Origin of the sequence: Mycobacterium sp. ENV421 (assembly GCF_002887815.1) — a bacterium.
In the GTDB taxonomy this organism is placed as follows: Bacteria; Actinomycetota; Actinomycetes; order Mycobacteriales; family Mycobacteriaceae; genus Mycobacterium.
Map to the genome: position 1 here is coordinate 1 of NZ_PDHO01000011.1, position 25,236 is coordinate 25,236.

General features: G+C 67.0%; 13 protein-coding genes. 8 read left to right on the forward strand and 5 right to left on the reverse strand.

The features are described from left to right. Positions 1–95: 95 nt before the first annotated feature. The gene (locus tag CRM90_RS15095; protein WP_102807773.1) at positions 96–857 is read right to left on the reverse strand and encodes an isocitrate lyase/PEP mutase family protein; all 762 of its coding nucleotides are present in this window, start codon (positions 855–857) and stop codon (positions 96–98) included. Between the two features lie 153 nt (positions 858–1,010). Between CRM90_RS15095 and CRM90_RS15100 the strand changes: the two genes are divergently transcribed. The 5 genes from CRM90_RS15100 (at position 1,011) to CRM90_RS30710 (ending at position 5,190) form a co-directional block, all read left to right on the forward strand. Beyond that, positions 1,011–1,307: an Rv0250c family protein gene (locus tag CRM90_RS15100; protein WP_102807774.1), complete on the forward strand. Its 297-nt coding sequence runs from the start codon at positions 1,011–1,013 to the stop codon at positions 1,305–1,307. 68 nt (positions 1,308–1,375) lie between these two features. Next, on the forward strand, positions 1,376–2,212 hold the full coding sequence (gene sdhC, locus CRM90_RS15105; protein WP_102807775.1) for a succinate dehydrogenase subunit SdhC: 837 nt from the start codon (positions 1,376–1,378) through the stop codon (positions 2,210–2,212). A 36-nt stretch (positions 2,213–2,248) separates the two neighbouring features. Continuing rightward, positions 2,249–4,165, forward strand: coding sequence for a fumarate reductase/succinate dehydrogenase flavoprotein subunit (locus CRM90_RS15110; protein ID WP_102807776.1), 1,917 nt, complete (start codon positions 2,249–2,251; stop codon positions 4,163–4,165). Positions 4,166–4,167: 2 nt separating this feature from the next. After that, complete coding sequence (locus tag CRM90_RS15115; RefSeq protein WP_102807777.1) at positions 4,168–4,920, forward strand: succinate dehydrogenase/fumarate reductase iron-sulfur subunit; 753 nt, start codon at positions 4,168–4,170, stop codon at positions 4,918–4,920. A 114-nt stretch (positions 4,921–5,034) separates the two neighbouring features. Continuing rightward, positions 5,035–5,190 carry a hypothetical protein gene (locus CRM90_RS30710; RefSeq protein WP_199189912.1) on the forward strand — a complete coding sequence of 52 codons (156 nt, stop codon included), beginning with the start codon at positions 5,035–5,037 and terminating at the stop codon, positions 5,188–5,190. Positions 5,191–5,213: 23 nt separating this feature from the next. On the opposite strand, the gene CRM90_RS15120 is transcribed toward CRM90_RS30710, so the two are convergent. Then, complete coding sequence (locus CRM90_RS15120) at positions 5,214–5,696, reverse strand: flavin reductase family protein (RefSeq protein WP_102807778.1); 483 nt, start codon at positions 5,694–5,696, stop codon at positions 5,214–5,216. 117 nt (positions 5,697–5,813) lie between these two features. Between CRM90_RS15120 and CRM90_RS15125 the strand changes: the two genes are divergently transcribed. After that, positions 5,814–7,523 (forward strand): AMP-binding protein, encoded by a 1,710-nt coding sequence (locus CRM90_RS15125; RefSeq protein ID WP_102807779.1) that lies wholly within the window; start codon positions 5,814–5,816, stop codon positions 7,521–7,523. 11 nt (positions 7,524–7,534) lie between these two features. Further along, positions 7,535–8,173: a GAP family protein gene (locus CRM90_RS15130; RefSeq protein WP_102807780.1), complete on the forward strand. Its 639-nt coding sequence runs from the start codon at positions 7,535–7,537 to the stop codon at positions 8,171–8,173. Between the two features lie 19 nt (positions 8,174–8,192). Here CRM90_RS15130 and pe read toward each other — a convergent pair whose 3' ends face one another. The 3 genes from pe to CRM90_RS15145 all read right to left on the reverse strand — a co-directional run bounded on the left by pe (position 8,193) and on the right by CRM90_RS15145 (position 13,826). Next, positions 8,193–9,311 carry an acyltransferase PE gene (gene pe / locus CRM90_RS15135; RefSeq protein WP_102807781.1) on the reverse strand — a complete coding sequence of 373 codons (1,119 nt, stop codon included), beginning with the start codon at positions 9,309–9,311 and terminating at the stop codon, positions 8,193–8,195. Next, entirely contained in the window at positions 9,308–12,286 is a 2,979-nt protein-coding gene (locus tag CRM90_RS15140) for an MMPL/RND family transporter (protein WP_102807782.1), read from the reverse strand. The genes pe and CRM90_RS15140 overlap by 4 nt, the downstream gene beginning before the upstream one ends. 130 nt (positions 12,287–12,416) lie before the next feature. After that, positions 12,417–13,826 carry a condensation domain-containing protein gene (locus CRM90_RS15145; RefSeq protein WP_102807783.1) on the reverse strand — a complete coding sequence of 470 codons (1,410 nt, stop codon included), beginning with the start codon at positions 13,824–13,826 and terminating at the stop codon, positions 12,417–12,419. A gap of 356 nt (positions 13,827–14,182) precedes the next feature. On the opposite strand from CRM90_RS15145, the gene CRM90_RS15150 reads away from it, so the two are divergent. Beyond that, entirely contained in the window at positions 14,183–25,195 is an 11,013-nt protein-coding gene (locus CRM90_RS15150; protein ID WP_102807784.1) for a type I polyketide synthase, read from the forward strand. The last annotated feature ends 41 nt before the right edge of the window (positions 25,196–25,236 follow it).

Genomic DNA, 25,236 nt, shown 5'->3' on the forward strand with positions numbered 1-25,236 from the left:
ACGCATGCAACAACTCCTCAGCTAGGAGCTGTTGCACTAGACCCCTGAACCCAAGCGCGGATTCTCCACGACAACCCCCACGCTCGGTGGAACTGCTAGCGCCAGCGGTCCAGGATCTCGTTGGCCCGCACGCTCAGCGCCCGCTGCCAGAACGGCCCGAAGCTGATCCGCCCCACCCCCAGCGGCCCGAACGACGCCGGGTCGTCGGACTCCGGCAGCGCGATCGCGTTGATCGGTAGCGGCAGCTCAGTTGCCAAGCGGCGCAACGTCTCCGGTTCGTGACGGCCCACCGGGTACAGCACGTCGGCTCCGGCGGCCGCCGCCTCGGTCAGCCGGGCGATCGCCCGGTCCACCCGGTCGGCGTCGTCGCCGTCGTTGCGCAGGAACAGGTCGGTGCGGGCGTTGACCACCACGTGCACCCCGGCGCTGTCGGCGGCGGCACGCAGCGCGCCCACCAGTTCGGCATGCTCGGCTGAGGATCGCAGTCGCTTGCCCTCACTGTGCACGGTGTCCTCGATATTGAGGCCCACCGCGCCGGCGCTCAGCAGCCCATCGATGAGGCGCTCGGCAGGCTGTGCGTAGCCGGACTCGATGTCCACCGAGACCGGCACATCCACCGCCGAGGTGATCTGGGTGACGCGGGCGACGACGTCGTCGAAACTCATCCCCTCGCCGTCGGGCTTGCCGACGGAATCGGCCATCGGATGGCTGCCGACGGTCAGCGCCGCGAACCCGGCCGCCACCGCCAGGTTCGCCGACCAGGCATCCCACACCGTCGGTAACACCACCGGATTGCCCGGCTGATGCAACGCCAGCAGTGCGTCGGCGTGCTTGGCAAGACTGCTCGTACCGGACATCGGGTCCCCTATCTGTCGGCGTGATCCTGGGCTGTCCAACACGACTGCCGCAACGCCATTCCCGACGTGACCTGTCTCACGTTGAGATCCGAATGTGGCTAGCATCGGGTGTCGTACTGTGATCCATAACACCTTCAGCCCAGGGAGGTCCCCTTGTCCACCACCACAGAATTGGCCGAACTTCACCATCTGATCGGTGGATTGCGGCGCTGCGTGAGCTCGTTGCAGAGCCGTTACGCCGACAGTCCGGCAATGCGCCGAATCGTCAACGATGCCGAGCGCATCCTCAATGACGTGGAACTTCTTGATATCGACGCCAATGAGCTTGCCCTAACCCAGCAAACGGCCGTGTCGTCAACCGAGAAGATCGGGATCCCCGACACCCCTTACGACTCCGCCTTCTGGCGCGACGTCGACGACGAGGGCGTGGGCGGCCACAACCGCCGCTGACCCGAATTTAACCGGGTGCCGTGATCTGGGTACCCTCCGATGAGTTCATGCGAAGGGGATCACAGTAGATGAGCGCACCTGCGGCTAACCGCCCGAAGACCGGCGTCTTCTCACCCGGCCGTGCCCAGATACCGCAACGCACGCTGCGGACCGACAACTGGCTGAAAGCGCCGATCTGGACCGACCTCGGATTCGCGGCTTTCGTCATCTACGCGACGGTGCGCGCGTTCCAGCGGGACCACTTCTTCGTCCCGCAGTACCACTACCTGACGCCGTTCTATTCGCCGTGCCTGAGCAAGGCATGCGGTGAGGCGAGCGACTTCTGGCCGCAGATCCTGCCGACGACCGGCCTGCTGTCGTTGCTGCCGTACGCCTTCCTGTCACTGCCGTTCCTGCTGCTGTTCCGGTTGACCTGCTACTACTACCGCGGCGCCTACTACCGCTCGGTGTGGCAGTCCCCGACGGCGTGTGCCGTGGCCGAGCCGCACGCGAAATACACTGGCGAGACCCGCTTTCCGCTGATCATCCAGAACACCCACCGGTACTTCTTCTACATCGCCGGCATCATCTCGCTGATCAACACCTACGACGCGATCGTGGCGTTCCACTCCGAAACCGGCCCCGGTGGCTTCGGATTCGGCCTGGGCAACATCATCCTCGTCGGCAACGTGGTGATGCTGTGGGTCTACACGATCTCCTGCCACTCCTGCCGGCACGTGACCGGCGGACGGCTCAAGCACTTCTCCAAGCATCCGGTCCGGTACTGGATCTGGACCCAGGTCAGCAAGCTGAACACCCGGCACAAGCTGTACGCCTGGATCACGCTCGGCACCCTGATGTTCACCGATTTCTACGTCATGCTGGTGGCCAGCGGCACCATCTCTGACCTGAGATTTGTTGGCTGAGAAGAACTTTCAAACCCATAGCTTGAGCGAGGTCAAATGACGGTGGAAGTCGAACGGCATTCCTACGACGTGGTCGTGATCGGTGCCGGCGGCGCAGGCCTACGAGCGGTGATCGAGGCCCGGGAACGCGGTCTCAAAGTCGCCGTGGTGACGAAGTCACTGTTCGGCAAGGCGCACACCGTCATGGCCGAGGGCGGCTGCGCGGCGGCGATGCGCAACGTCAACACCAAGGACAGCTGGCAGGTGCACTTCGGTGACACCATGCGCGGCGGCAAGTTCCTGAACAACTGGCGGATGGCCGAGTTGCACGCGCAGGAAGCCCCCGACCGGGTCTGGGAGCTGGAGACCTACGGCGCACTGTTCGACCGCACCAAAGACGGCAAGATCAGCCAGCGCAACTTCGGTGGCCACACCTACCCGCGCCTGGCGCACGTCGGTGACCGCACCGGGCTGGAGATCATCCGGACCCTGCAGCAGAAGATCGTCTCGTTGCAGCAGGACGACAAGAAGGAACTCGGCGACTACGAGGCCCGGATCAAGGTCTTCCACGAGTGCTCGATCACCGATCTGATCAAGGATGGCGACAAGATCGCCGGCGCCTTCGGCTACTGGCGCGAGACCGGCAAGTTCATCCTGTTCGAGACGCCCGCCGTGGTGCTCGCCACCGGCGGCATCGGTAAGTCGTTCAAAGTGTCGTCGAACTCGTGGGAGTACACCGGCGACGGGCACGCGCTTGCCCTGCGCGCGGGTACCGGCCTGATCAACATGGAGTTCATCCAGTTCCACCCGACCGGCATGGTCTGGCCGCTGTCGGTGAAGGGCATCCTGGTCACCGAGGGTGTCCGCGGTGACGGCGGTGTTCTGAAGAACTCCGAAGGCAAGCGGTTCATGTTCGACTACATCCCCGACGTGTTCAAGGGGCAGTACGCCGAATCCGAGGAAGAAGCCGATCAGTGGCTCAAGGACAACGACTCGGCACGCCGCACCCCTGACCTGCTGCCTCGCGACGAGGTTGCCCGTGCCATCAACGACGAGGTCAAAGCCGGCCGCGGAACCCCGCACGGCGGCGTCTACCTCGACATCGCCTCCCGCATGCCCGCCGAGGAGATCAAGCGCCGGCTGCCGTCGATGTACCACCAGTTCATCGAGCTGGCCGAGGTCGACATCACCAAGGACATGATGGAAGTCGGTCCGACCTGTCACTACGTGATGGGCGGCATCGAGGTCGATCCCGACACCGGCGCCGGCGCGACGCAGGGCCTGTTCGCCGCGGGCGAGTGCTCGGGCGGTATGCACGGCTCGAACCGACTGGGCGGCAACTCGCTGTCCGACCTTCTGGTGTTCGGCCGGCGTGCCGGGCTCGGTGCGTCCGACTACGTGCGGGCACTCTCGGAACGTCCCGCGGTGTCGGACGCGGCGGTCGACGCGGCCGCCAAGCTGGCGCTCGCGCCGTTCGAGCCGAAGGACAACCCCGAGAACCCCTACACCCTGCACGCCGAGCTGCAGCAGTCGATGAACGACCTGGCGGGCATCATCCGCAAGGAGGGTGAACTCGAAGAGGCGCTGGGCAAGATCGACGAGCTCAAGGCCCGCTACGCCAACGTCGTCGTCGAGGGCGGCCGGATCTTCAACCCGGGCTGGCACCTGGCGATCGACATGCGCAACATGCTGCTGGTCAGCGAGTGCGTGGCCAAGGCGGCGTTGGCGCGCACGGAAAGCCGTGGCGGACACACCCGCGACGACTTCCCCAAGATGGACTCGCACTGGCGGAACAAGCTGCTGGTGTGCCGGGTCGCGCCGGGCGAAGCGGACGCGGTCGTGCCCGACGTGACGGTGACGCCTGAACAGCAGCCCGTGATGCGGCCCGATCTGCTGGCGACGTTCGAGCTGAGCGAACTCGAGAAGTACTACACCGAAGATCAATTGGCCGAGCACCCTGACCGGAAGGGCTGAGAATGGCTGCTTACGACGCAAAACTGCGGGTTTGGCGCGGCGACGAGGACGGCGGCGACCTGCAGGACTACACCGTCGAGGTCAACGACGGCGAAGTGGTGCTCGACATCGTGCACCGGCTGCAGGCCACCCAAGCCGGCGACCTCGCCGTGCGGTGGAACTGCAAGGCCGGCAAGTGCGGTTCGTGTTCCGCCGAGATCAACGGCAGGCCGCGGCTCATGTGCATGACCCGGATGTCGACGTTCGATGAGGACGAGGTCGTCACGATCACTCCGCTGCGAACGTTCCCGGTGATGCGCGATCTGGTCACCGATGTGTCCTTCAACTACGAGAAGGCGCGGGAGATCCCGTCGTTCACTCCCCCGAAGGATCTGCAGCCGGGCGACTACCGGATGCAGCAGGAGGACGTGAACCGCAGCCAGGAGTTCCGCAAGTGCATCGAGTGCTTCCTGTGCCAGAACGTGTGCCACGTCAACCGTGACCACGAGGAGAACAAGAAGTCGTTCGCCGGCCCGCGCTACCTGATGCGCCAGGCCGAGTTGTCGATGCATCCGCTGGACACCATCGACCGCCGCGACATGGCCCAGGACGAAAACGGCCTCGGCTTCTGCAACATCACCAAGTGCTGCACCGAGGTGTGCCCCGAGCACATCAAGATCACCGACAACGCGCTGATCCCGATGAAGGAGCGCGTCGCCGACAAGAAGTACGACCCGGTGGTCTGGCTGGGCAACATTTTGTTCCGCAAGAAGTAGCTCCCTCGCGCGAGCAGACGCGAACGCCCCCGACACGCTGAGTGTTCGGGGGCGTTTTGCGTCTGCTCGCCAGTGCAGGTTCCCGTTGGCGCAAGCGTGAGTAGCCTCGAATAGATGGGGACAGTCCACAGCATCAACGACATCCGCACCGCGATTCGCGAGCTGTCCGCCCGCGCCGAGCTGGCCCGCAAGCAGGGTCGGACCGCCGATGCGGACGAACTCGAACAGCGCGTCGCCGGCTATCGCGACGAACTCGCCGAGAAGCGCTGACCGAAGGCGGAGATCAGGCTGGGCTAGATGCCCAGTCTGCGAAATGTGCTGCGGTGGAACACAATCGGCGGCACGTCATGCACAGTGATGTCCTGGACCCGCAGTACCACGATGGTGTGGTCGCCGGCCGGCACCAACTGATCGATCGAGCTCTGCATCCACACGCTGGTGCCGTGCACGAACACCGCACCGCTTTCATGAGAGTGCGTCTCCAGCCCGGCGAAGCGGTCGCCGGTCTTGGCTGCCAGCGTGCGGGCCGCCGCGTCGTGCGATTCGCCGAGCAGGCTGATGCCCAGGGACGGCAGGTCCTTCAGCTTGGGCCAGGTCTCGGAATTGTTCTGCACACAGAACGAGACCAGCGGCGGGTCCAGCGACACCGGCACGAAGGTGCTGGCGGCCAGGCCCACCCGGACGCCGTCGACTTCCGCGGCGATCGCGATGACACCGGACGGGAAATGGCCGAACGCCTCACGCAGCGAGGCGGGGCTCAGCTCTGTGTTGCTCATAGCGTTGACATCTTCCCACGTCGCGCCCGGCCGCGGCCAGAATGAATCCCGCCCAGAGGGCAATTGAGACTCCTGGGGGCGGGCACAGCTCAAATCTTCGTTGAGTAGCCTTGGACAGTGCCGAACGTCTCCATCCTGTCCGTGCTGCGTGACCGCGCCGATACGACGCCAGATGCCGTCGCCTTCACGTTCACCGACTACGACCGGGACTGGAATGGCGTCGCCGAAAGTCTGACCTGGTCTCAGGTGTACCGCCGCACCCTCAACGTCGCACGGGAGATCAGCCAGCAGGGCGTCCCGGGCGACCGGGCGCTGATCATCGCGCCGCAGGGCCTGGACTACATCGTCGCGTTCCTGGGCGCCATGCAGGCCGGCTTCATCGCCGTCCCACTCTCGGTGCCCGTGCCCGGGTCGCATGACGAGCGGGTCAGCGCGGTGGTGACGGACACGTCGCCGACAGTCGTGCTGACCACCTCCGCGGTGTTCGAGGTGGCCGCGCAGTACGTCGACGACGGCGCCGCCGTGATCGCCACGATTGCCGTGGACACCCTCGACCTCGACGCACCCGGCGCCGACAGCGTCGAGGTGCCCGACGGCCCCGACATCGCCTATCTGCAGTACACATCGGGATCGACCCGGCTGCCGGCCGGCGTGATGATCTCGCACCGCAATATGGTGGCGAACTTCGACCAGTTGATGGCCGACTACGTGCCACACTTCGGCGGCGAGTTCCCACCGGGTACCAGCCTGGTCTCCTGGCTGCCGTTCTACCACGACATGGGCCTGATGCTCGGGATCGGTGCTCCGATCTTCAGCGGGCACCCGGCCGACCTGATGAGCCCGATCGCGTTTCTGTCCCGGCCGGCGCGGTGGCTGCAGGCGCTGGCACGCCACCCGAAAGCATGGTCGGGTGCACCGAACTTCGCCTTCGACCTCACCGCGCGCCGCAGCACCGACGAGGAATTGGACGGCCTCGACCTCGGCGGCGTCATCGGCATCATCAACGGAGCCGAGCGGATCCATCCCGACACCCTGGTGCGGTTCAATGAGCGGTTGGCGCCCAACGGTTTTCGTCCCGAAGCGATGGCACCGTCCTACGGTCTGGCGGAGGCGACGGTCTACGTCGCCAGCAGCACCGCGAATGAGGTGCCGGAGGTGGTCGAGTTCGACGCCGACGAACTGACCCAGGGCAACGCCATTCGCAAGCCCGGTGGCACCCAGCTGCTGCGGTACCAACTGCCGACATCGCCGCTGGTGCGGATCGTCGACGCCGATACCTGCGAGACGTGCCCGGACGGCACGGTCGGCGAGATCTGGACGCATGGCGAGAATGTCTCGGCCGGATACTGGCGCAAACCCGAGCAGACCGGTTCCGCCTTCGGCGCGACGCTGGCCGGCCCGGCGGGCGACGTCCCCGCGACCGGTTGGCTGCGGACCGGTGATCAGGGCTTCGTCTCCGAGGGTGACCTGTTCATCGTGGGGCGCATCAAGGACATGCTGATCGTGCGCGGCCGCAACCACTACTCCGACGACATCGAGGCGACGGTGCAGAAGATCACCCGGGGCCGGGTCGCAGCGATCGCGGTGGCCGATGAGGAGACCGAAAAGCTGGTCACCGTCGTCGAATTGAAGAACCGCGACGATACCGACCTCGAGTCAGTGAAAAGCGATGTGGTCGCGGCTATTTCGCGGGCTCACGGTCTGCAGGTGGCTGACATCGTCCTGGTGGAGCCCGGGTCCATACCGACCACCACCAGCGGCAAGATCCGCCGGGCCGGGTGCGTCGAACAGTATCGGCAAGGACAGTTCGTGCGGTTGGATGCGTAGCTGATCATCCGATGTGGTTCACCCTGCTGGTGATGGCCGTGGCCGTCAGTCTGGAACCGTTCCGCATCGGCATGTCGGTGGTGATGCTGAATCGTCCCCGCCCGCATCTGCAGTTGGCCGCGTTCCTGTGCGGCGGCTTCGTGATGGGTTTGTCGGTCGGCGCGGTGGTGTTGTTCGCGCTGGAATCGCACATACCGGCCTCGGCGCATTTCACCCTCCCACGGGTGCAGATCGTGATCGGTGCGCTGGCCCTGGCGGCCGCGGCGATTCTGGCCGTCACCAAGGGCCGCCGCGACCGGACGGTGCCGGCGTGGTTGAGCCGTCTGCTCGACGGTCCGTCGCTGTGGGTCGCCGGAGTCGCCGGTCTGGGGATCGCGCTGCCCTCGGTGGACTACCTGGCGGCGCTGGCCGTGATCGGCGCGGGCACCGCCGATCCCGCGATGCGGTTTGCGGCGCTGCTCACGTTCACCGTGATCGCATTCGCACTCGTCGAGATTCCGCTGCTGGCCTATCTGGCGGCCCCGCAGCGCACGCATGCGGCGATGACCCGACTGCACGGCTGGGTTCGGGCGCGGCGACGCCGCGAGGTGGCGGTGCTGCTGGCCGTGGTCGGCGTCGTGTTACTCGCGGCGGGTCTTCTCGGCGTCTGATCCCTGTCGGCCGTCTGGATCAGTGCGCGCTGGGGCCGTGGTTCAACACATACTGCAGCCCCGCCGTCAGCTGCGACAGCGGATCGCTGCCGCCACCGAAGGCGGCCTGCGTGGCCGGCGCCGTGACGGCGGCCGGGTCGTAACCGTTCACGGGGTCGACCTCGATCGGCGCGGTCAACGGGTCATCGTTGCGCGAATACCCGGCATCCACTGAGGGTTTCAGCACCGCATCCAGCTGCCTGAGTGTCCCTTCGTCCACGCCGAGGTACTTGAACGGCAACACCAACGGCAGGTGCTGTTCCGGGATCAAGTACGTCGTCGTCTTCGCGCCCCGGGAGTTGACCGTGGTCCTGATGTTCTGCGGCGGCACCATGCTCGGATTGGTGAACGCGACGGCGGTGTGACCGGTCGCCAGCCCCACGACCGCATTCGCCAGCGCCATCCAGTTGTCCTGGCGGTCCGGCCAGTCGGCGATGCTGTCGTAGGCCGACACGAAGCGGTACGAGTCGTACTGGCTGTCGACCTGCGGGGGGATCCGGTAGTCCAGTGCCGGAACGACACTGCCGACCGGGAAGTTCTGGGCCAGGAAGCCCGCCCCGAAGGCGTGCGGGGAGATCGGATCGCCGTACGTGGCGAACGACAACTGATCCGGTGGCGGCGCGTTCGGATCGGTGGCCAACCGGTTCTGCACGGCGTTGAGCACCATCGCGCCCTCGGACAACCCGATCGCGGTACCCGGGCCGCCCGCCTGAACCGCCCGGAGGACGTTGCCCTCGCCCTCATCGACCGATTCGCCGATGCTCGGGCCGTCGATACCCAGACCCGGGAAGTTGTCGTCGAGCTTGCCGATACCGGGGAACAACCGCTCCAGGGTGTGGCCCTGAACCTGGCCGGCGGGATAGTCCACGATTTGCCGGTCCAAGCCCGGGAACCACTGGGCGCCGGTACGGCGGATGTACTCGTCGTACGGGATGCCCAGCACGTGCGCACCACCGAGGGCATAGCCCCGGCCGGGCGTGCCGATCGGCGTCGGCCCGTCACCCTGCGACCCGCCCGGTGACGGTTGGTCGGCGGCGGCGACTCCGCCCGTGGCGCACACCGTGATCAGCGTTGTCGCCGCAGCGAGTAGCTTCTTCATGCTTTGACGCTCCCCTGCGAGCTCGATCGTGACGGCCACCAGTTCGCTTTTCCTACCAGCGTAGCCATGGCGGGTACGGTCACGGTCCGGACCAGGAACGTGTCCAGCAAGATCCCGGCGCCGATGACGAACCCGCCCTGAACCACGGTACCGATGCTGGAGAACAACAGGCCCCACATCGACGCCGCGAAGATCAATCCGGCCGCGGTGATCACGCCACCGGTCGACGACAACGTCCGGATCACCCCGTAGCGGGTGTTGTCCGCGGACTCGTCCCGCAGCCGCGACGCGAACAACAGGTTGTAGTCGGCGCCCACGGCCACCAACACGACGAAGGCCAGCGGCGGCACCGTCCAGTGCAACTGCTGATGGAACAAGTACTGGAAGACCAGTACGCCGATACCGAGCGCCGCGAAGTACGAAAGCACCACCGAACCAACCAGATACAGCGGCGCGATCACCGCCCGCAGCAACAGCATCAACGTCAGCAGCACCACGATCATCGTGATCGCGATGATGAAGCGGATGTCCTTCTGGTAGTAGTCGCGGGTGTCGCGCAGCGCGGCGGGATACCCGCCCATCGAGATCGTGGCATCCGCCAGATACGTATTCGGCTGCGCGCTGCGGGCGGCGTCCCTGATCGCGTTGACCTGATCCATCGCCGCGGCGCTGAACGGATCGAGCTTGGTCAGCACCAGATACCGAACCGAGTGCCCGTCCGGTGAGATGAACATCTTCGACGCCATCTTGAAATCGGGCAGCTCGAGAACCTCGGGCGGAATGTTGAACCCCGCCATCGCCGGCGATGCGGCGTTCTGCTTCATCGACAGCAGGAACGCGGCCGCCTGATCGAGTCCGGTACGCATCAGCTTGATCTGGTCGACGACCTGGTCCACGCCGTTGGCCACGTCCCGACTTCCGCTGGCGGCGCGATCAGCCCCCTGCCGGAGCTTGGTCGTGCCCGCCTTCGCGCCGCCGGGCGAGTCGAGCCCCATCTGGCGCATCAGCTTCGTCAGCCGGCCGAACGCGTCATTGAGCTGGTTGAGCGTCGCGTTGAGGGACTGCTTGTCCTGCATCGACTGCAATTGCGTTGCCAGCGAATTGATCTCGTCGAGGGTGCCGTCATTGCGGGCGTCGACCAAAGCCTGGAAATGCCCACGGGTCTCTGCGCAGGACGGATCCAGGTCGCACACCGCATTGCCGTGTAGCGCGACCAGCACCGGGCCCACCCAGGCGAACATGTCCCGGGCCGCCGTGAAGCTCACACCCATCGAATTGCCGAGCCGGTTGACCGCGTTGACCAGCTTGGTCGCGACTTCGACGTTCTTGACCAGCTTGTCGCCGCCGTACTGGCCCTTGATGGAGCCGAACGCGTCGACCACGCTCTGCACGCTGCTGGTGATCTGACCGACCTGACCCCGCACGTCGCCGAGATTGTTCGCCAGCGTGTCGGCGCCGCCGGCCAGCCGGTTCAGGCTGCCCATGTTCTCGGCGATCATCGCCGAGCCGGTGCCCAGCCGGTCGCCGACCAGGCCGGCCTGATAGGTGGCACGGAACTCCTGCGGCACCTCACCCAGGGGCCGGGTGATACCGCTGACCATCGAGATGTTCGGCACCTGACTGATGCGCTCCGCCATCTGCTCGAGGTCGGCAAGCGCCCGCGGGTTACGCAGATCGCGTGGCGAGCGGACCAGCACGTAGGACGGAATCGACTGGTTGAGATCGAAATGCCGCTCCAGAGCGGTGTAACCCACCGAACTCGGGGCCCCCGGTGCGACGGCCTTGCGGTCGTCGTAGTTGTAGTGCGCCAGCCCCACACAGCTGGCCAACAGGATCAGGATCAACACGCTGGCCACCAGATGTGCCCGCGGTCTGCGCACGATGCGGATGCCGGACCGCCGCCACCACCGTGCGGTCAACTCGCGGCGAGGCGTGATCCAACCGCGCGGGCCGGCCAGCGCAATGATGGCCGGCAACAACGTGATCGCGGCCAGGAAGGATACCCCGACGCCGACCGCCGATGACACACCGACGGTCGAGAACACCCCCATCTTGGCGAAGCTGATGCCCAGGAACGTGATTCCGATGGTGGCCGCGGATGCGGTGATCACCTTGCCCACCGAGTTCAATGCCAGCCGCACCGCCGCGTCGGAGTCCTCGCCGCGGCGCATGTAGTCGTGGTAGCGGCTGATCAGGAAGACGGCGTAATCCGTTCCCGCACCGGCGATGATCGCGCTCAACAGGATGATCGCCTGGTTGGACACCCCCAGACCGGTGGTGTGTGACAAACCTGCGACCACGGATTGCGCGATCACCAGCGAGATTCCGATGCCGATCAACGGCAGCAGCATGGTGATCGGATTGCGGTACACGATCAACAGCACGAGGAGCACCAGCACACCGATCGCGATCTCGATCGGCAGGCGGTCTCGTTCGCCGGCCACGGTGAGGTCGGCGACGGTGGCCGCGGGTCCGGTCAGGTGCACCTCCAGCGGGCTGCCCGCGGTGCTCTGTTTGACGATGTTGGCCACTCGGTTGTAGGCCTCATAGGACTGCGGGGTCCCCAACGCGCCCGCGAGTCCGACCGGCACCACCCAGGACTTGTTGTCCTTACTCGTCAAAAACGAACGCAGAGCAGGTGTTCCGACGAAATCCTGCAACATCACGACGTCGTGCTGGTCGTCGCGCAATGCGGTGACCAGCTTGCGGTAGGTGGCTTCGTGAGCGGGCGTCAAACCCCGCTCGTCGGTCAGCACCACCAAGAGCAGATCGTCACCGCCGGGTTCTTTGAACGCCTCGGTCATCTGCCGCGCCGCCACGCTGGACGGCGCATCGCCCGGCAGCATCGACAACGGATGTTTCTGGGCCATCTCGGTCAGGCTCGGAAAGGTCAGCGGCAACGCAACCGCCAGGGCAACCCAGACACCGATCACAGCCCAGGGCCACCGCACCACAAAATCGGTCAGCCGTCGCACAATTTCCTCACACCGCGCGAGGCCTTGCGGCCCCGTGCCCCTTCACTGCATCGAACTTCACGAAATCCAACACTTCACTGAATCCAACACTTCACTGAATCCAACACTTCACTGAATCCAACAAAAGGCGTCACCAATGCCCGCTGTCGGCGATCCGTCCACACACCGACTTCATCGCGGCGATGTAGCGAGCGACCGATTTCTGGGCGGTTGGATTGTCCGGAAACATCACCGCCATCGCGGTGCCGGCCTCATACCGGAATATATAGATCGTCAGCTGGTAGCTGAAGCGGCCGTCGGAGTAGATCCCGATGTTGTTCGAATAGCCCATGTCAGCGGCCGCGAGCACGGCGTTGAGCGGTGCGGCGCCGCCATGCAGGAAGTTCGAGACCGGGAAGTTCGGGTGCGGCTTCTCCAACCACGGAGCCAGCTCGAGCACCCGGTAATACGGCACCCGCGCCAGGCTCAGGCCGGAATCGAACGACGTCTGCGCCGCCCAAGCGGCCTCGCCGAACGTCGTCGCGGCGATCGGCACGGTGATCGGCACCAGGCCGGTGAACCAGCCCTGAGTGGTGAAGTTGTCCGAGGTTCTGCGGGTGTCCCGAGGCGTGAGCCCGTAATACGTTGTCGCACCCGTCAATTCATGTTCCACCATGGCGGTGCAGGCATACAGACCGCCGACGAAGCGAACGCCGGCCGCGGTACACGCCGCGTCGAATCGCGCGGTCTGATCGGCGTCCAAGATCATCTCGCCGACCATGTCAGCGACCGTCGGCTCCAGGGCGTTCCCCAACGGCAGCGGGAACTCGGGAAGCGTGCCGTTGTTGTTCTCGGCAAACTCGATCCATTCCCGGACCTCCGGCGAATCGACCGTCAGATCCGCGGTGGCGTCGCGCTCCTGGATGCAGAAATCGTCGAAGCTGCCGGCCTCGGGCAGCGCCATCGGCTGTCCGGTCATGGTCAGTGACGTGTACATGCCGTGCGCCTCGAGCATGGTGATCCCGATCAGCGCCGCATCCCCGTGAACATGGTCGATGCTGGCATAAAAATCGAAGTGATCGTCACTTTGCACGACACCGAAAGAAAAGCAGCCCCATTCCATGGGAGTCGGAATGTCGACGATGTGTTTGCGCGCATCCTCGGCCGCCATGACGCCGTTGTCGATCGGTTCGAATTCAATATCGGCGGGATCGGTGATGGTGCGCCTGACAATATCGCCGGACCCCGCGTATTCGAACCAGCTCCGATACGTGTCGTGGCGGCGAAGATACGCGTTCAGCGCGTGATTCATGGCGTCGATATCGCACTGGCCAGGCACTTCGCAGGTGGCGATGATCTGCCGCGAATAGTCGAGTCCGGCCTTGTCCTGTTCGTAGACGCCGCGAATGTGTTGACCCTGCATATAGCTGACGGGCACCGAACTGACGGGCGCTTGACGCGCCTTTTCCATTGCGGCCTTTGTCGGGTGCCAGGAAATCACCACACCGGGGCTCGGCGACCAATCATCGATTGTGCCGATGGTTATCTTCCCGATGTGCAAAATTCCCCTCCCGGGTCTACAGCGGCTACGGCCTGGAGACCGGCAACCTGGTGGCCAGACCAAGATAGCGCCTGTCGCTGTGGCGGTTCGCCGTCGACCCGTAAAGCCCCTGGTCACAAGTAGTGACTAAAGGCCCTAAATAAACCGGTAACGCCTGGCCACGCACCCGTCGACACCAGGGTGAAAGCCGTTCGTTCAGCAACGCCCGTGCAATACTGACCGTCGGGAGATGAGCCGGCCGTCGCTGTCGGGAGATGACCGAGCCGTGGCCGTTCGGAAGTTGTTCCTGGCCCTGACGTGGTCTCCCACGACAGCACTGCGACACTTCACCGGCCCGATGCGGAGAACACAACCTGATGGCACCCACCGAACGTCCGACGCAGCAGACGCCTCGTTTTGCAATCATCGGTTACGCGGCACGTCTTCCCGGAGCCGCGGATGCGGACCAGTACTGGGACGTCCTGCACAGCGGCCGGGACGCGATTTCAGAGGTGCCGGCCGACCGGTGGGACATCGAGGAGTTCTTCGACTCCGACCCGGACGCGGCAGGCAAGATGGTCACCCGGCGAGCCGGGTTCGTCGACGACGTCACCGGGTTCGACGCACCGTTCTTCGGGGTCTCAGCGCGCGAAGCCAACCTGATGGATCCGCAGCACCGACTGCTGCTGGAGACCGCATGGCAGGCGGTCGAGCATTCCGGCACTGCGCCAACGACTTTGGCGAACAGCAGAACCGGCGTTTTCGTCGGCTTGGCCACCCATGACTTCCTGGGCATGGCATCCGATGCGCTGACCTACCCCGAGATCGAGGCCTATCTGGCAATCGGCACGTCCAGCGCAGCCGCCGCGGGCCGGATCAGCTACCGGTTGGGGCTGCAGGGCCCCGCGGTCACCGTCGACACGGCGTGCAGCTCCTCGCTGGTGGCGATTCACCAGGCCTGCCAGGCACTGCTGCTGGACGAATGCGACCTGGCACTGGCCGGCGGGGTGAACGTCATGCTCAGCCCGGCCACCATGATCACGTTCTCGCACTCCCGCATGCTGGCGCCCGACGGCAAGTGCAAGACCTTCGACGCCTCGGCCGACGGTTACGTACGCGGCGAGGGGTGCGGTGTCATCGCCATCAAGCGACTGGACGACGCGCTCCGCGACGGCGACCACATCCGCGCCGTGATCCGCGGCAGCGCGGTCAACCAGGACGGCGCCTCGGGCGGGCTGACCGTACCCAACGGCGTCGCTCAGCAGCGCGTGATCGCCGAGGCGCTGGAGCGGGCCGGCCTGACACCCACCGACATCAACTACCTGGAAGCCCACGGAACCGGGACGTCGCTGGGTGACCCCATCGAGGTCCAGGCCGCGGCCGCCGCGCTCGGCAAGGGCCGCGACGCGGACCAGCCGCTGCTGATCGGGTCGGCGAAGACCAACATCGGCCACCTGGAGGCCGCCGCGGGCGTGGCCGGCGTCCTCAAGGTCGTCCTGTCGCTCGAGCACTCCGAGCTGCCCCCGCACCTCAACTTCAAGAACCCGTCCCCGCACATCCCGTGGGACCGGATCCCGGTGCAGGTCGTGGACAAGGCTCGGTCGTGGGAGCGATCCGATCGACCGCGTATCGCCGGCGTCAGCTCGTTCGGGTTCTCCGGCACCAACGCCCACGTCATTCTCGAAGAGGCACCGGTCGTCAACCCGGTTGCTGCCGGTGCAGCGCCGGACGACCGCCGGTTCGCCGTGCTTCCGCTGTCGGCGCGCACCCCGGCCGCCCTGGTGCAGACCGCACAGCACTACCGCAGCTGGCTGGGCGAGCACCCCGACGCCACTCTCGCCGACGTCTGCCTGACCGCCGGGGCGGGCCGGGCCCACTTCGAACACCGCGCCGCCCTCGTGGTCAACTCCGTCGAGTCGGCCCGCGAGCTGCTCGGCGCGCTCGCCGACGACCTACCCGCTCCCGGACTGGTCCGCGGCGACTGCGTCGATGCGCCGAAGACCGCCTGGTTGTTCCCCGGACAGGGCAGTCAGTACGCCGGCATGGCCCGCGAACTGTTCGAGACCGAACCGGTGTTCGCCGACACCATGAACCGGTGCGCCGACGCTGTCGCCGATGTGCTCGACAAGCCGTTGCTGGACGTCATCTTCGATCTGGATGGCGCCGAGACCCTGAAGCAGACCCGGCATGCCCAGCCTGCGATCTTCGCGGTCGAGATGGGCTTGGCCAGGCTCTGGCAGTCGTGGGGTTTCGAGCCGGACGTGGTCCTCGGCCACAGCGTCGGCCAGTACTCCGCCGCCTGTGTCGCAGGGGTTTTCAGCCTCGAGAACGGCGCACGGTTGCTCGCCGAGCGCGGCCGCCTCTTCGGTGACCTGCCCGCCGGCGGGCGGATGTGCGCTGTCTTCGCCGACCCGGACCGGGTGGAGAGCCTGACCGACGAGTTCCCGAGCCTGTCGGTGGCCGCCTACAACGGCGCCAACACGGTGCTGTCGGGACCGGCCGCCGACCTCGAACGCGCGGTCGCCCACCTGTCGGACGAGGGCGCCCGCTGCGACTGGCTGGACACCAGCCACGCATTCCACTCGTCACTGCTCGACCCGGCGCTGGACGCCTTCGAGTCCTACGCCAACGAATTCGAATTCGCGGCACCTCAGCGGATTCTGGTGTGCAACCGCACCGGGGCGGCACTGGGTCGCAACGCCAAGCTCGATGGGCAGTACTGGCGCCGCCACGCCCGTCAGCCGGTGCAGTTCGCCAAGGGGGTGGCGACGCTGGCCGAACTCGGCTGCGCGCTGCTGCTCGAGGTCGGCCCGCAGCCGGTGCTCACCGCCGCTGCACTGCGGGCCTGGCCGGACCCGGCGACCGCACCCAAAGCCGTTGCGTCGCTGCGCCGTAACGGCGCGGACCACCGCCAGCTGACCGAGGCTCTGGCCGGCGCCTACGTCGCCGGGCATGTTCCCGACTTCGCCGCACTGCTGCACGAGCCGGCCCGCAAGCTCGATCTGCCGACCTACCCCTTCCAGCATCGCCAGTACTGGTATCAGAGCAAGCAATCCCAGTCGACCGCCAATGATGTCGCCCGCACCGAGGCTGTGCAGCTGCTCGAGGACGGCCGGATCGAGGAACTGGCCGCACTGCTCGGCGGCGACGGATCCACCACTGCCGCCGAGGTGCTGAGCAAGCTTGCCGCCCAACACAATCGGCAGCGGAGCGCACAGTCCATCGCCGATATCCGCTACGAGGTCCGCTGGCAGAAATCCATCAGCCCGTCGACCGAGGTCGGCGAGGGCGCAGCGTGGCTGCTCATCGGCGACGACGACGCCGTCATGCGCCCGCTGGTCGATGCGCTGACCGCACACGGCCACCGGCATCGCGTCCTCGGTCTGCCGGTGTCCGACGCCGACGAGGAGCGTCTGGTCGCCGACCTGACCGCGGCGGTGCAGGACGAGCCCGCGCTGCGCATCCTGCACCTCGCGGCCCTGGACTCGGACGGCGCGTCGTCGATGCGGTCCCTGCTGCGCATGCAACACCGCGTACTCGGGGGCACCCAGCGCCTGTTCCGCGCCGCGGCTGCCGCCGAACTGCGCAGCCCGATCTGGGTATTGACCCACAACGCGCAACGCGTGAGCGACACCGACACGGTGGCGCCGGAGCAGAGCGGACTGTGGGGCTTCTGCCGCGTCGCCGCGCTGGAGTACCCGCAGCTGTGGGGCGGCCTGGCAGATCTGTCCGGGACCAGCGCCGACGAGTGGACGCGGCTGATCAAGCAGGTCGTCACCGCGTCGCCCGGTGAGGATCAGATCGCGTTGCGGGACAGCGGTGTTCATGTCCCGAGGCTGGTCCGGCGGACCGGTCAGCCGAACTCGACCCCGCTGGAATTGCGCTCCGAGGCAACCTATCTGGTGACCGGCGGGCTCGGCTCGATCGGGCTGGAAATCGCCGGCTACCTGGCCGCGCACGGAGCTCGCCAGCTTGTGCTGACCAGCCGCCGCGCCCCAGACGAGGCCGCGCAGCGCCGCATCGACGCGCTGGGCGAACAACACGGCTGCGCGGTCCGGGTGATCGCAGCCGATGTCGCCGACCCGCACGACGTCGCGCGGCTGCTCGCCACCGTGGCCGCCGAGCTGCCGCCACTGGCAGGCATCGTGCACGCCGCCGGCGAGAACTGCACCACCCCGCTGAGCTCCCTCGACAGCACCGAGATCGACCGGGTGTTCTCCGGAAAGGTCTGGGGCGCTTGGTACCTCAGTGAGGCCGCCGCCGATCTGAAGCTGGACTTCTTCCTGTCCACCTCGTCGATCTCGTCGGTGTGGGGCAGCTACGGCCAGAGCGCCTACAGCGCGGCCAATGCCTTCCTCGACGGGTTGACGTGGCGACTGCGCGAGCGCGGCGTCCACGGCATCAGCGTGAACTTCGGCCCGTGGTCGGCCGGCATGGCAGACCAGGACGCCCGGGCCCAACTGGACCGGCGTGGCATCCGCACACTGTCGCCCACCGATGCATTGGCCGGCATGGCCGACGTCATGTTCGCCGCCGGTTCGCAAGGTCCGGCCGAAGCCGTTGTGGCGCGCATGGACTGGGCCCGCTTCCTGCCGATCTACCTGCAGGCCGGCCGCCGGTCGCTGATGGCCGAGGTGGCCCGCGAAGTTCCGGAGTCGGCGCCCTCGGCCCCCGGTGCGTCAGGCACCACCCGGCTGGTCGAACAGCTCACCGCCGCACCGGTCCAGCAGCGTAAGAAGCTCGTTCTGGAGTACCTGCGCAACACCGTCGCGGAGGTGACCCGGGTCGACGCGTCGGAGGTCCGCGAAGAGGCCGGATTCTTCGACCTCGGCATGGACTCTCTGATGGCGGTCGAACTTCGACGCCGTCTGGAACAGGCTGTCGGCAAGGAACTTCCGGCGACACTCGCCATGGACTTCCCGCGGCTGACCGACGTGGCCGACTACCTGCTCGGCGAGGTGCTCAACCTCAACGAGAAGGCCGGCGCACAGCTTGCCGCCGCGCCGGCGTCGCTGGCGGGTTCGGCGACCGACGAGCCGATCGCCATCATCGCGGTGGCCTGCCGGTTCCCGGGTGCGGCTGATGCCGATGCGTACTGGGATGTGCTGTCCGGCGCCGTGGACGCGATCCGGGAGATACCCGAGGACCGCTTCGACGTCGACCAGTACTACGACCCCGATCAGCAGACGCCCGGCAAGATCTACACCCGCAGCGGCGGTTACTTGGAGAGCGTCGACAGCTTCGACCCGGAGTTCTTCGGCATCTCCCCGCGCGAAGCGGTCTGGATCGACCCGCAGCAGCGCCTCATGCTCGAAATCGCTTGGGAGGGCTTGGAGCGTGCGGGCTACTCCCCCGCCTCGCTGCGCGGCAGCCGCACCGGCGTCTTCGTCGGCGTGGGCGCCAATGAGTACTCGCACCTGCTGTCCGGCGAATCGGTCGAGAACCTGGAAGCCCACTTCATCACCGGCAACGCGCTCAACGCGATCGCAGGCCGGGTGGCGTTCACCCTCGGCCTGGAAGGACCTGCGATGGCGGTGGACACCGCCTGCAGCTCATCACTGGTGGCGGTGCACCAGGCCAGCCAGGCGTTGCACTCCGGTGACTGCGACATGGCCCTCGCCGGTGGCGTCAACGTCCTGCTGAGCCCGGCGTCGATCGTCGCGGCGTCGCGGGCCCGGATGCTGGCGCCCGACGGCCGATGCAAGACCTTCGACGCGGCGGCCGACGGCTACGTCCGCGGTGAGGGTTGCGGCATCCTGGTGCTCAAGCGACTGTCCGACGCGCAACGCGACGGCGACCGGATCGCCGCGGTCATCCGCAGCAGCGCGGTCAACCAGGACGGTGCGTCCAGTGGTCTGACCGTGCCCAATGGCGGTGCGCAACAACGCCTCATCACCGCGGCACTCACCCGCGCGGGTCTCGGCGGCGCGGATGTCGACTACCTCGAAGCTCACGGCACCGGCACCCCGTTGGGTGACCCGATCGAGGTGCAGGCCGCCGCGGCCGTCTACGGCGCGGGTCGTGACGCGGCCCGGCCGCTGCTGATGGGCACGGCCAAGACCAACATCGGGCACCTGGAGTCCGCTGCCGGGGTGGCCGGTCTGATCAAGGTCGTGCTGTCGCTGCAGAACGAATTGCTGCCGCAGAACCTGCACTTCCAGAACCCGTCACCGCACATCCCCTGGGACTCGTTGCCGGTGCGGGTGGTCGACGAGGCCACCCCGTGGGTCGCCAACGGCAGGCCGCGCCGCGCCGGGGTGAGCTCGTTCGGCTTCACCGGCACCAACGCCCACGTGTTGATCGAAGAGGCACCGCAGCCCGCGCTCGGTGACGATCCCGCCGACGAACCGGTCGAGGTCATCGCGCCGGAGCCGGTGCGTGAGCCGCTGAGCGTCCTGCCGCTGTCGGCACGGTCCGGGCCGGGCCTGCTGGCGTTGGCGCAGCGCTACTCCGATTGGCTGGCAGCCCATCCCGATGCCTCGATCGCCGACGTGAGCTACACCGCGGGGGCGGGACGATCGCACTTCGAGCACCGGGCGGCGGTGGTCGCGAACTCCGTGTCCGAGGCCAAGATGCTGCTCGACGATCTGGTGGCCAACCGGCTGCGCCCGGGCGTGCTCCGCGGCGAGTGCACCGACCCGCCGACCACCGCGTGGTTCTTCCCGGGACAGGGCAGCCAGTACCCGGGCATGGCGAAGGAATTGTTCGACACGGAACCGGTATTCGCCGACACCCTGCGCCGCTGTGCGCAGGCCGTCGATCCGATGCTGCCGCGTCCCCTGCTCGACGTGCTGTTCTCCGGTGACCGCGAGAACGCGGAAACCCTGCGGCACACGTCATTCGCCCAGCCTGCGATCTTCGCCGTCGAGATGGGCCTGGCCCGGCTGTGGCAGTCGTGGGGCATCGAACCGGACGTGGTACTGGGCCACAGCGTCGGCCAGTACGCGGCCGCGTGCGTGGCAGGGGTGTTCAGCCTCGAGGACGGTATCCGCCTGATCGCCGAGCGGGGCCGGTTGTTCGGCAGCCTGCCCGAGGGCGGCCGGATGGTCGCGGTGTTCGCCGACCCCGATTACGTGGAGCGTGCCGCGACGAGCTTCCCGCGCGTCTCGGTTGGTGCCTACAACGGCCGCAACACGGTGCTGTCGGGCCCGGGCGAGGATCTGGAGCAGATCGTCGCCGCCTGCAGCGAGGACGGCGCCCGATGCACCTGGCTGGAAACCAGCCACGCCTTCCACTCGGAGCTACTGGATCCGGTGCTCGACGAATTCGAAACGTTCGCAACACAATTCGAGTACGCGGTGCCGACCCGGCCGCTGGTCTGCAACCGGACCGGCGCGGTGCTCACCGCCGAGACGCCGATCAACGCGCAGTATTGGCGCCGGCATTCCCGGCAGCCGGTGCAGTTCACCGAAAGTGTGCGCACCGTGGCGGCCCTGGGTTGCTCGGTGCTGATGGAGATCGGTCCGCAACCGATCCTGACCGCCGCGGCACTGCAGATCTGGCCGGAGTCCTCGGCGACGCCGCGCGCGATCGTATCGCTGCGCAAGGGCGCCAACGCTGCGCGCCAGATGACCGAAGCGCTTGCCACCACCTACATCTGCGGACACCGGCCGGATTTCGCAGCCCGGTTCCACACGACGGGCCGGCGACTCGAACTGCCGACATATCCGTTCCAGCGCCGCCGGTACTGGCCAAAAGCATCCAATACCACCGGATTGGGCTCGGACGGCGTTCGGCTTTCCGGGATCCTGGGCAGCGCCAAGGACCTGGCGTCGGGCGACACCGTCTACACGAACGTGCTGTCGGTCAAGACCCAACCGTGGCTGGCGCACCATGTCATCTACGGCACCGTGGTGGTGCCCGGCGCAACGTACGCGGCGATGGCCATGGCCGCCGCAGGCGCACCGGCACGGGTGAAGGAAGTCTTCTTCTACGAACCGATCATCCTGCCCGACAAGGCCTCTCGTGAGGTCCAGCTCAGCCTGCATCCCGTCGACGACGGCTGGAAGTTCCAGGTGCACAGTCGGCCCCACGGGGTTCGGGAGGCCGAGTGGTCGCTGAACTCCGATGGCACCCTGCTCTCCGGGGTAGACCCGGATGCGAAACCGGCGGAAACGGTCGCCCCGGACGAGGCGATCGAGCAAATGAATCGCACCCGCCCCCAGGAACTGTTCGACATCTTCCACGACATGGAATTGGCCTGGGGTCCGACGTGGTCCGGCTCGCTGAAGTCGTTGTGGGTCGGCACGGGTGAGGCGATCGGGGACATCGCGGTCGGCGAAGAACTCGGCGAGCATCTCGGCTCCGAGCCGATCCACCCGGTCTTGCTGGACCTGTGCACCGGTGTGGCATTTCCCGCCTTCCCCGCCACCCTGGCTGCCGAGCAGGGGATGACGGACCTATTCCTGCCGTTGCGGTATGGGCAGGTGACGATCGCCGAGAAGATGCCGCGGCGGTTCTACTGCCGGGCCCGTTGGCACGAGAACACCATCACCAACGAAACCCAGGTCTTCGACATCGATTTCCTGGATCGGGACGGCCGAGTGCTCGGTGGTATCGCCGAGTTCACCGTGAAGCGTGCGCCGCGCGAAGCGTTGATGCGCGGGCTGGGTGGCGATTCCAGCCGGTTGCTGTACAGCCTGGGCTGGCAGGAGATCGCGGCGGCTCCCGCAGTTGAGGAGGCCGGAGACGGTGCGGCCAAGAGCGCGAACGGCACCTGGCTGATCGCCGGCTTCGATTCGCTGGCGACCGAGGTTCCGGGGTCGGTGACGATCGACGAGGCGACGGATCCGCAGTCGTGGCAGCGGGCGTTCGCCGAGGCCGCCGAACGTGGTGCGCCGGTCACCGGAATCGTCTGGCGCAGTTCGGGACACGCTGCCGAGGACGGATCCACCGCGGATCTCGCGTCCCGGCTGGAGGCGCAGGTCGCCACGCTGCTCGGTGCCGCGCAGACCGCACTGGCCGAGCAGAAGGGCACGTTGGCCGACGGCCTGTGGATTGTCACCGAACGTGCGGTGGCCACCGAGCCCGGCGAGCCGGTCGATCCGGTCCAGTCGGCGCTGTGGGGATTCGGCCGCACCCTGATCGCCGAGCAGCCGAGCCTGCGTGTTCGCCTGGTCGACTCCGACGGCGGCGACGAGTCGCTGAGCTGGCTGCCCGGTGCGCTGGGTGCCCCGGTCGTCGAGCCGGAAATGGCAGTGCGGCAGGGACGTTTCCTGGTATCCCGGCTGCTGCACTGGGCGCGTAACGGTCAGCTGCCGATGCCGCGCAGCGACGACTACGCCCTGGCGCCGACCGAACGCGGTGCGATCGACAACCTCCGCCTGACCGAGATCGAGGTGACCCCTCCGAAGGACAACGAGGTGCAGGTCCGGATCGAGGCCGCCGGCCTGAACTTCCGTGACGTGCTCAACGTGCTGGGCCTCTACCCCGGTGATCCGGGCCCGATCGGTGGCGACCTGTGTGGTGTGGTCACCGACATCGGCTCCGCGGTCACCGGATTCGAGGTCGGCCAGCGAGTCTTCGGGTCGATGCAGGGTGCCTTCGCCAGCCGGCTGAACGTTCCCGCGCCACTGCTGACGACTGTGCCGGACGGGATCAGCGCGGTCGATGCCGCGACGATTCCCGCTGCGGCATTGACGGTCCGGCTCGCGTTCGACTGGGCGAAGCTCAAGCCCGGCGACAAGGTGCTCATCCACGCCGCCAGTGGTGGTGTGGGGCTGGCCGCGGTGCAGATGGCACGTGCGCACGGCGCCACCGTGTTCGCCACCGCGAGCAAGTACAAGCGCGCCACCCTGCGGGACATGGGCGTCGAGTACGTCTATGACTCGCGCACAACGGAATTCGCGGACCAGATCCTGGCGGACACCGACGGCGCAGGTGTTGATGTGGTGCTCAACTCGCTGACCAGCGAAGGATTCGTCGAGGCGACGGTGCGGGCCACCGCCAAGGGCGGCCGGTTCGCCGAGATCGCCAAACGCGACATCTGGACGCACGAGCAGATGGCCGAACTGCGTCCCGATATCGCCTACGAGATCGTCGCGCTGGACGTCACGATGATGACCGATCCCGACCACATCCAGCGACTGATGGTGGAGGTCGCCGACGGCCTTGCCAAGGGCGAGTGGACGCCGGTGCCCGCCGAGGTCTACCCGCTGACCGAGGCCAGGACCGCGTTCCGGCGGATGCAGCAGGCCCGCCACATCGGCAAGATCGTGGTGCAGATGCCCAAACCGCTTCAGCCGCGCGGGGATCGGAGCTATCTGGTCACCGGCGGTCTGGGTGCGCTCGGCCTGCACACGGCGTCGTACCTGGCCCAACTGGGCGCCGGCGACATCGTGCTGACCAGCCGCCGCGCCCCGGATGCGGAGGCCCAGGCGGCCATCGACGCCGTCACCGAGCGATTCCACTGCCGGATCCACGTGTTCTCGGCCGATGTCGCCGAGGAGTCCGAGGTGGCCGAACTGCTGGACAGGATCCGGGCCGAGTTGCCGCCACTGGCGGGCGTGGCACACCTGGCCGGTGTGCTCGATGATGCCCTGCTGCCGCAGCAGGACCTCGATCGGTTCCGGAAGGCATTGGGGCCCAAGGCGTATGGCGCGCACCACCTGCACAGGTTGACGAAGGACGACGATCTCGACTTCTTCATCCTGTACTCGTCGGCCTCGGCGGTGCTGGGCTCGCCCGCCCAGGGCAACTACGCAGGAGCCAACGCGCTGCTCGACGGGCTCGTCGCGCAACGACGGGCGCAGGGACTGCCCGCCACCGCCGTCAACTTCGGCCCGTGGGCGCAGGGCGGCATGGCCAGCTCGGCGGCCGCCGTCGCCAACCTCAGCGCGCAGGGCATGATGCCGCTCGAACCGTCGGCGGCACTGGCCGCTCTCGGCGAGGCCATCCGGCAGGGCGCCGCGCAGGCCACGGTGCTCAAGGCGAACTGGCAGCGGACGGCGAAGATGCTGGCCGGCATCCGTCCGCCGCTACTGGACCAGGTGCTGCCCAGCGGCGACGGCACAGTGGTCGGGGACAGCGAGTTGTTGCGGCAGCTGCAGGAGCTTCCGGTGGCGGCGCGAGCCGGCTTCATCACCGAGTTCCTGCAGAAGGAGGTGCAGGGCTTCCTGCGTCTCGCGCAGCCGCCTGCCGCGTCCAGCCGGTTCCTGGATCTGGGCACGGACTCACTGATGGCGGTCGAATTGCGCAACCGGCTGTTCGGTCAGTTCGGCGGGAAGTTCGACATCAGCCCGACGGCGGTGTTCGACCATCCGACGATCGGCGAGCTCGCCGAGCATCTGGTCTCGCAGCTGCCGGATTCCGACGAGCCGGCGGCCGAGCCGGAACCGGCGACCTCCGCAGCGCCTGCGGAGGCCACGCCTTCACCCGCCTCCGAGGACTGAAACGCGGCAACGCCGTAGCGAGTGTGACGAAAATCGCACCG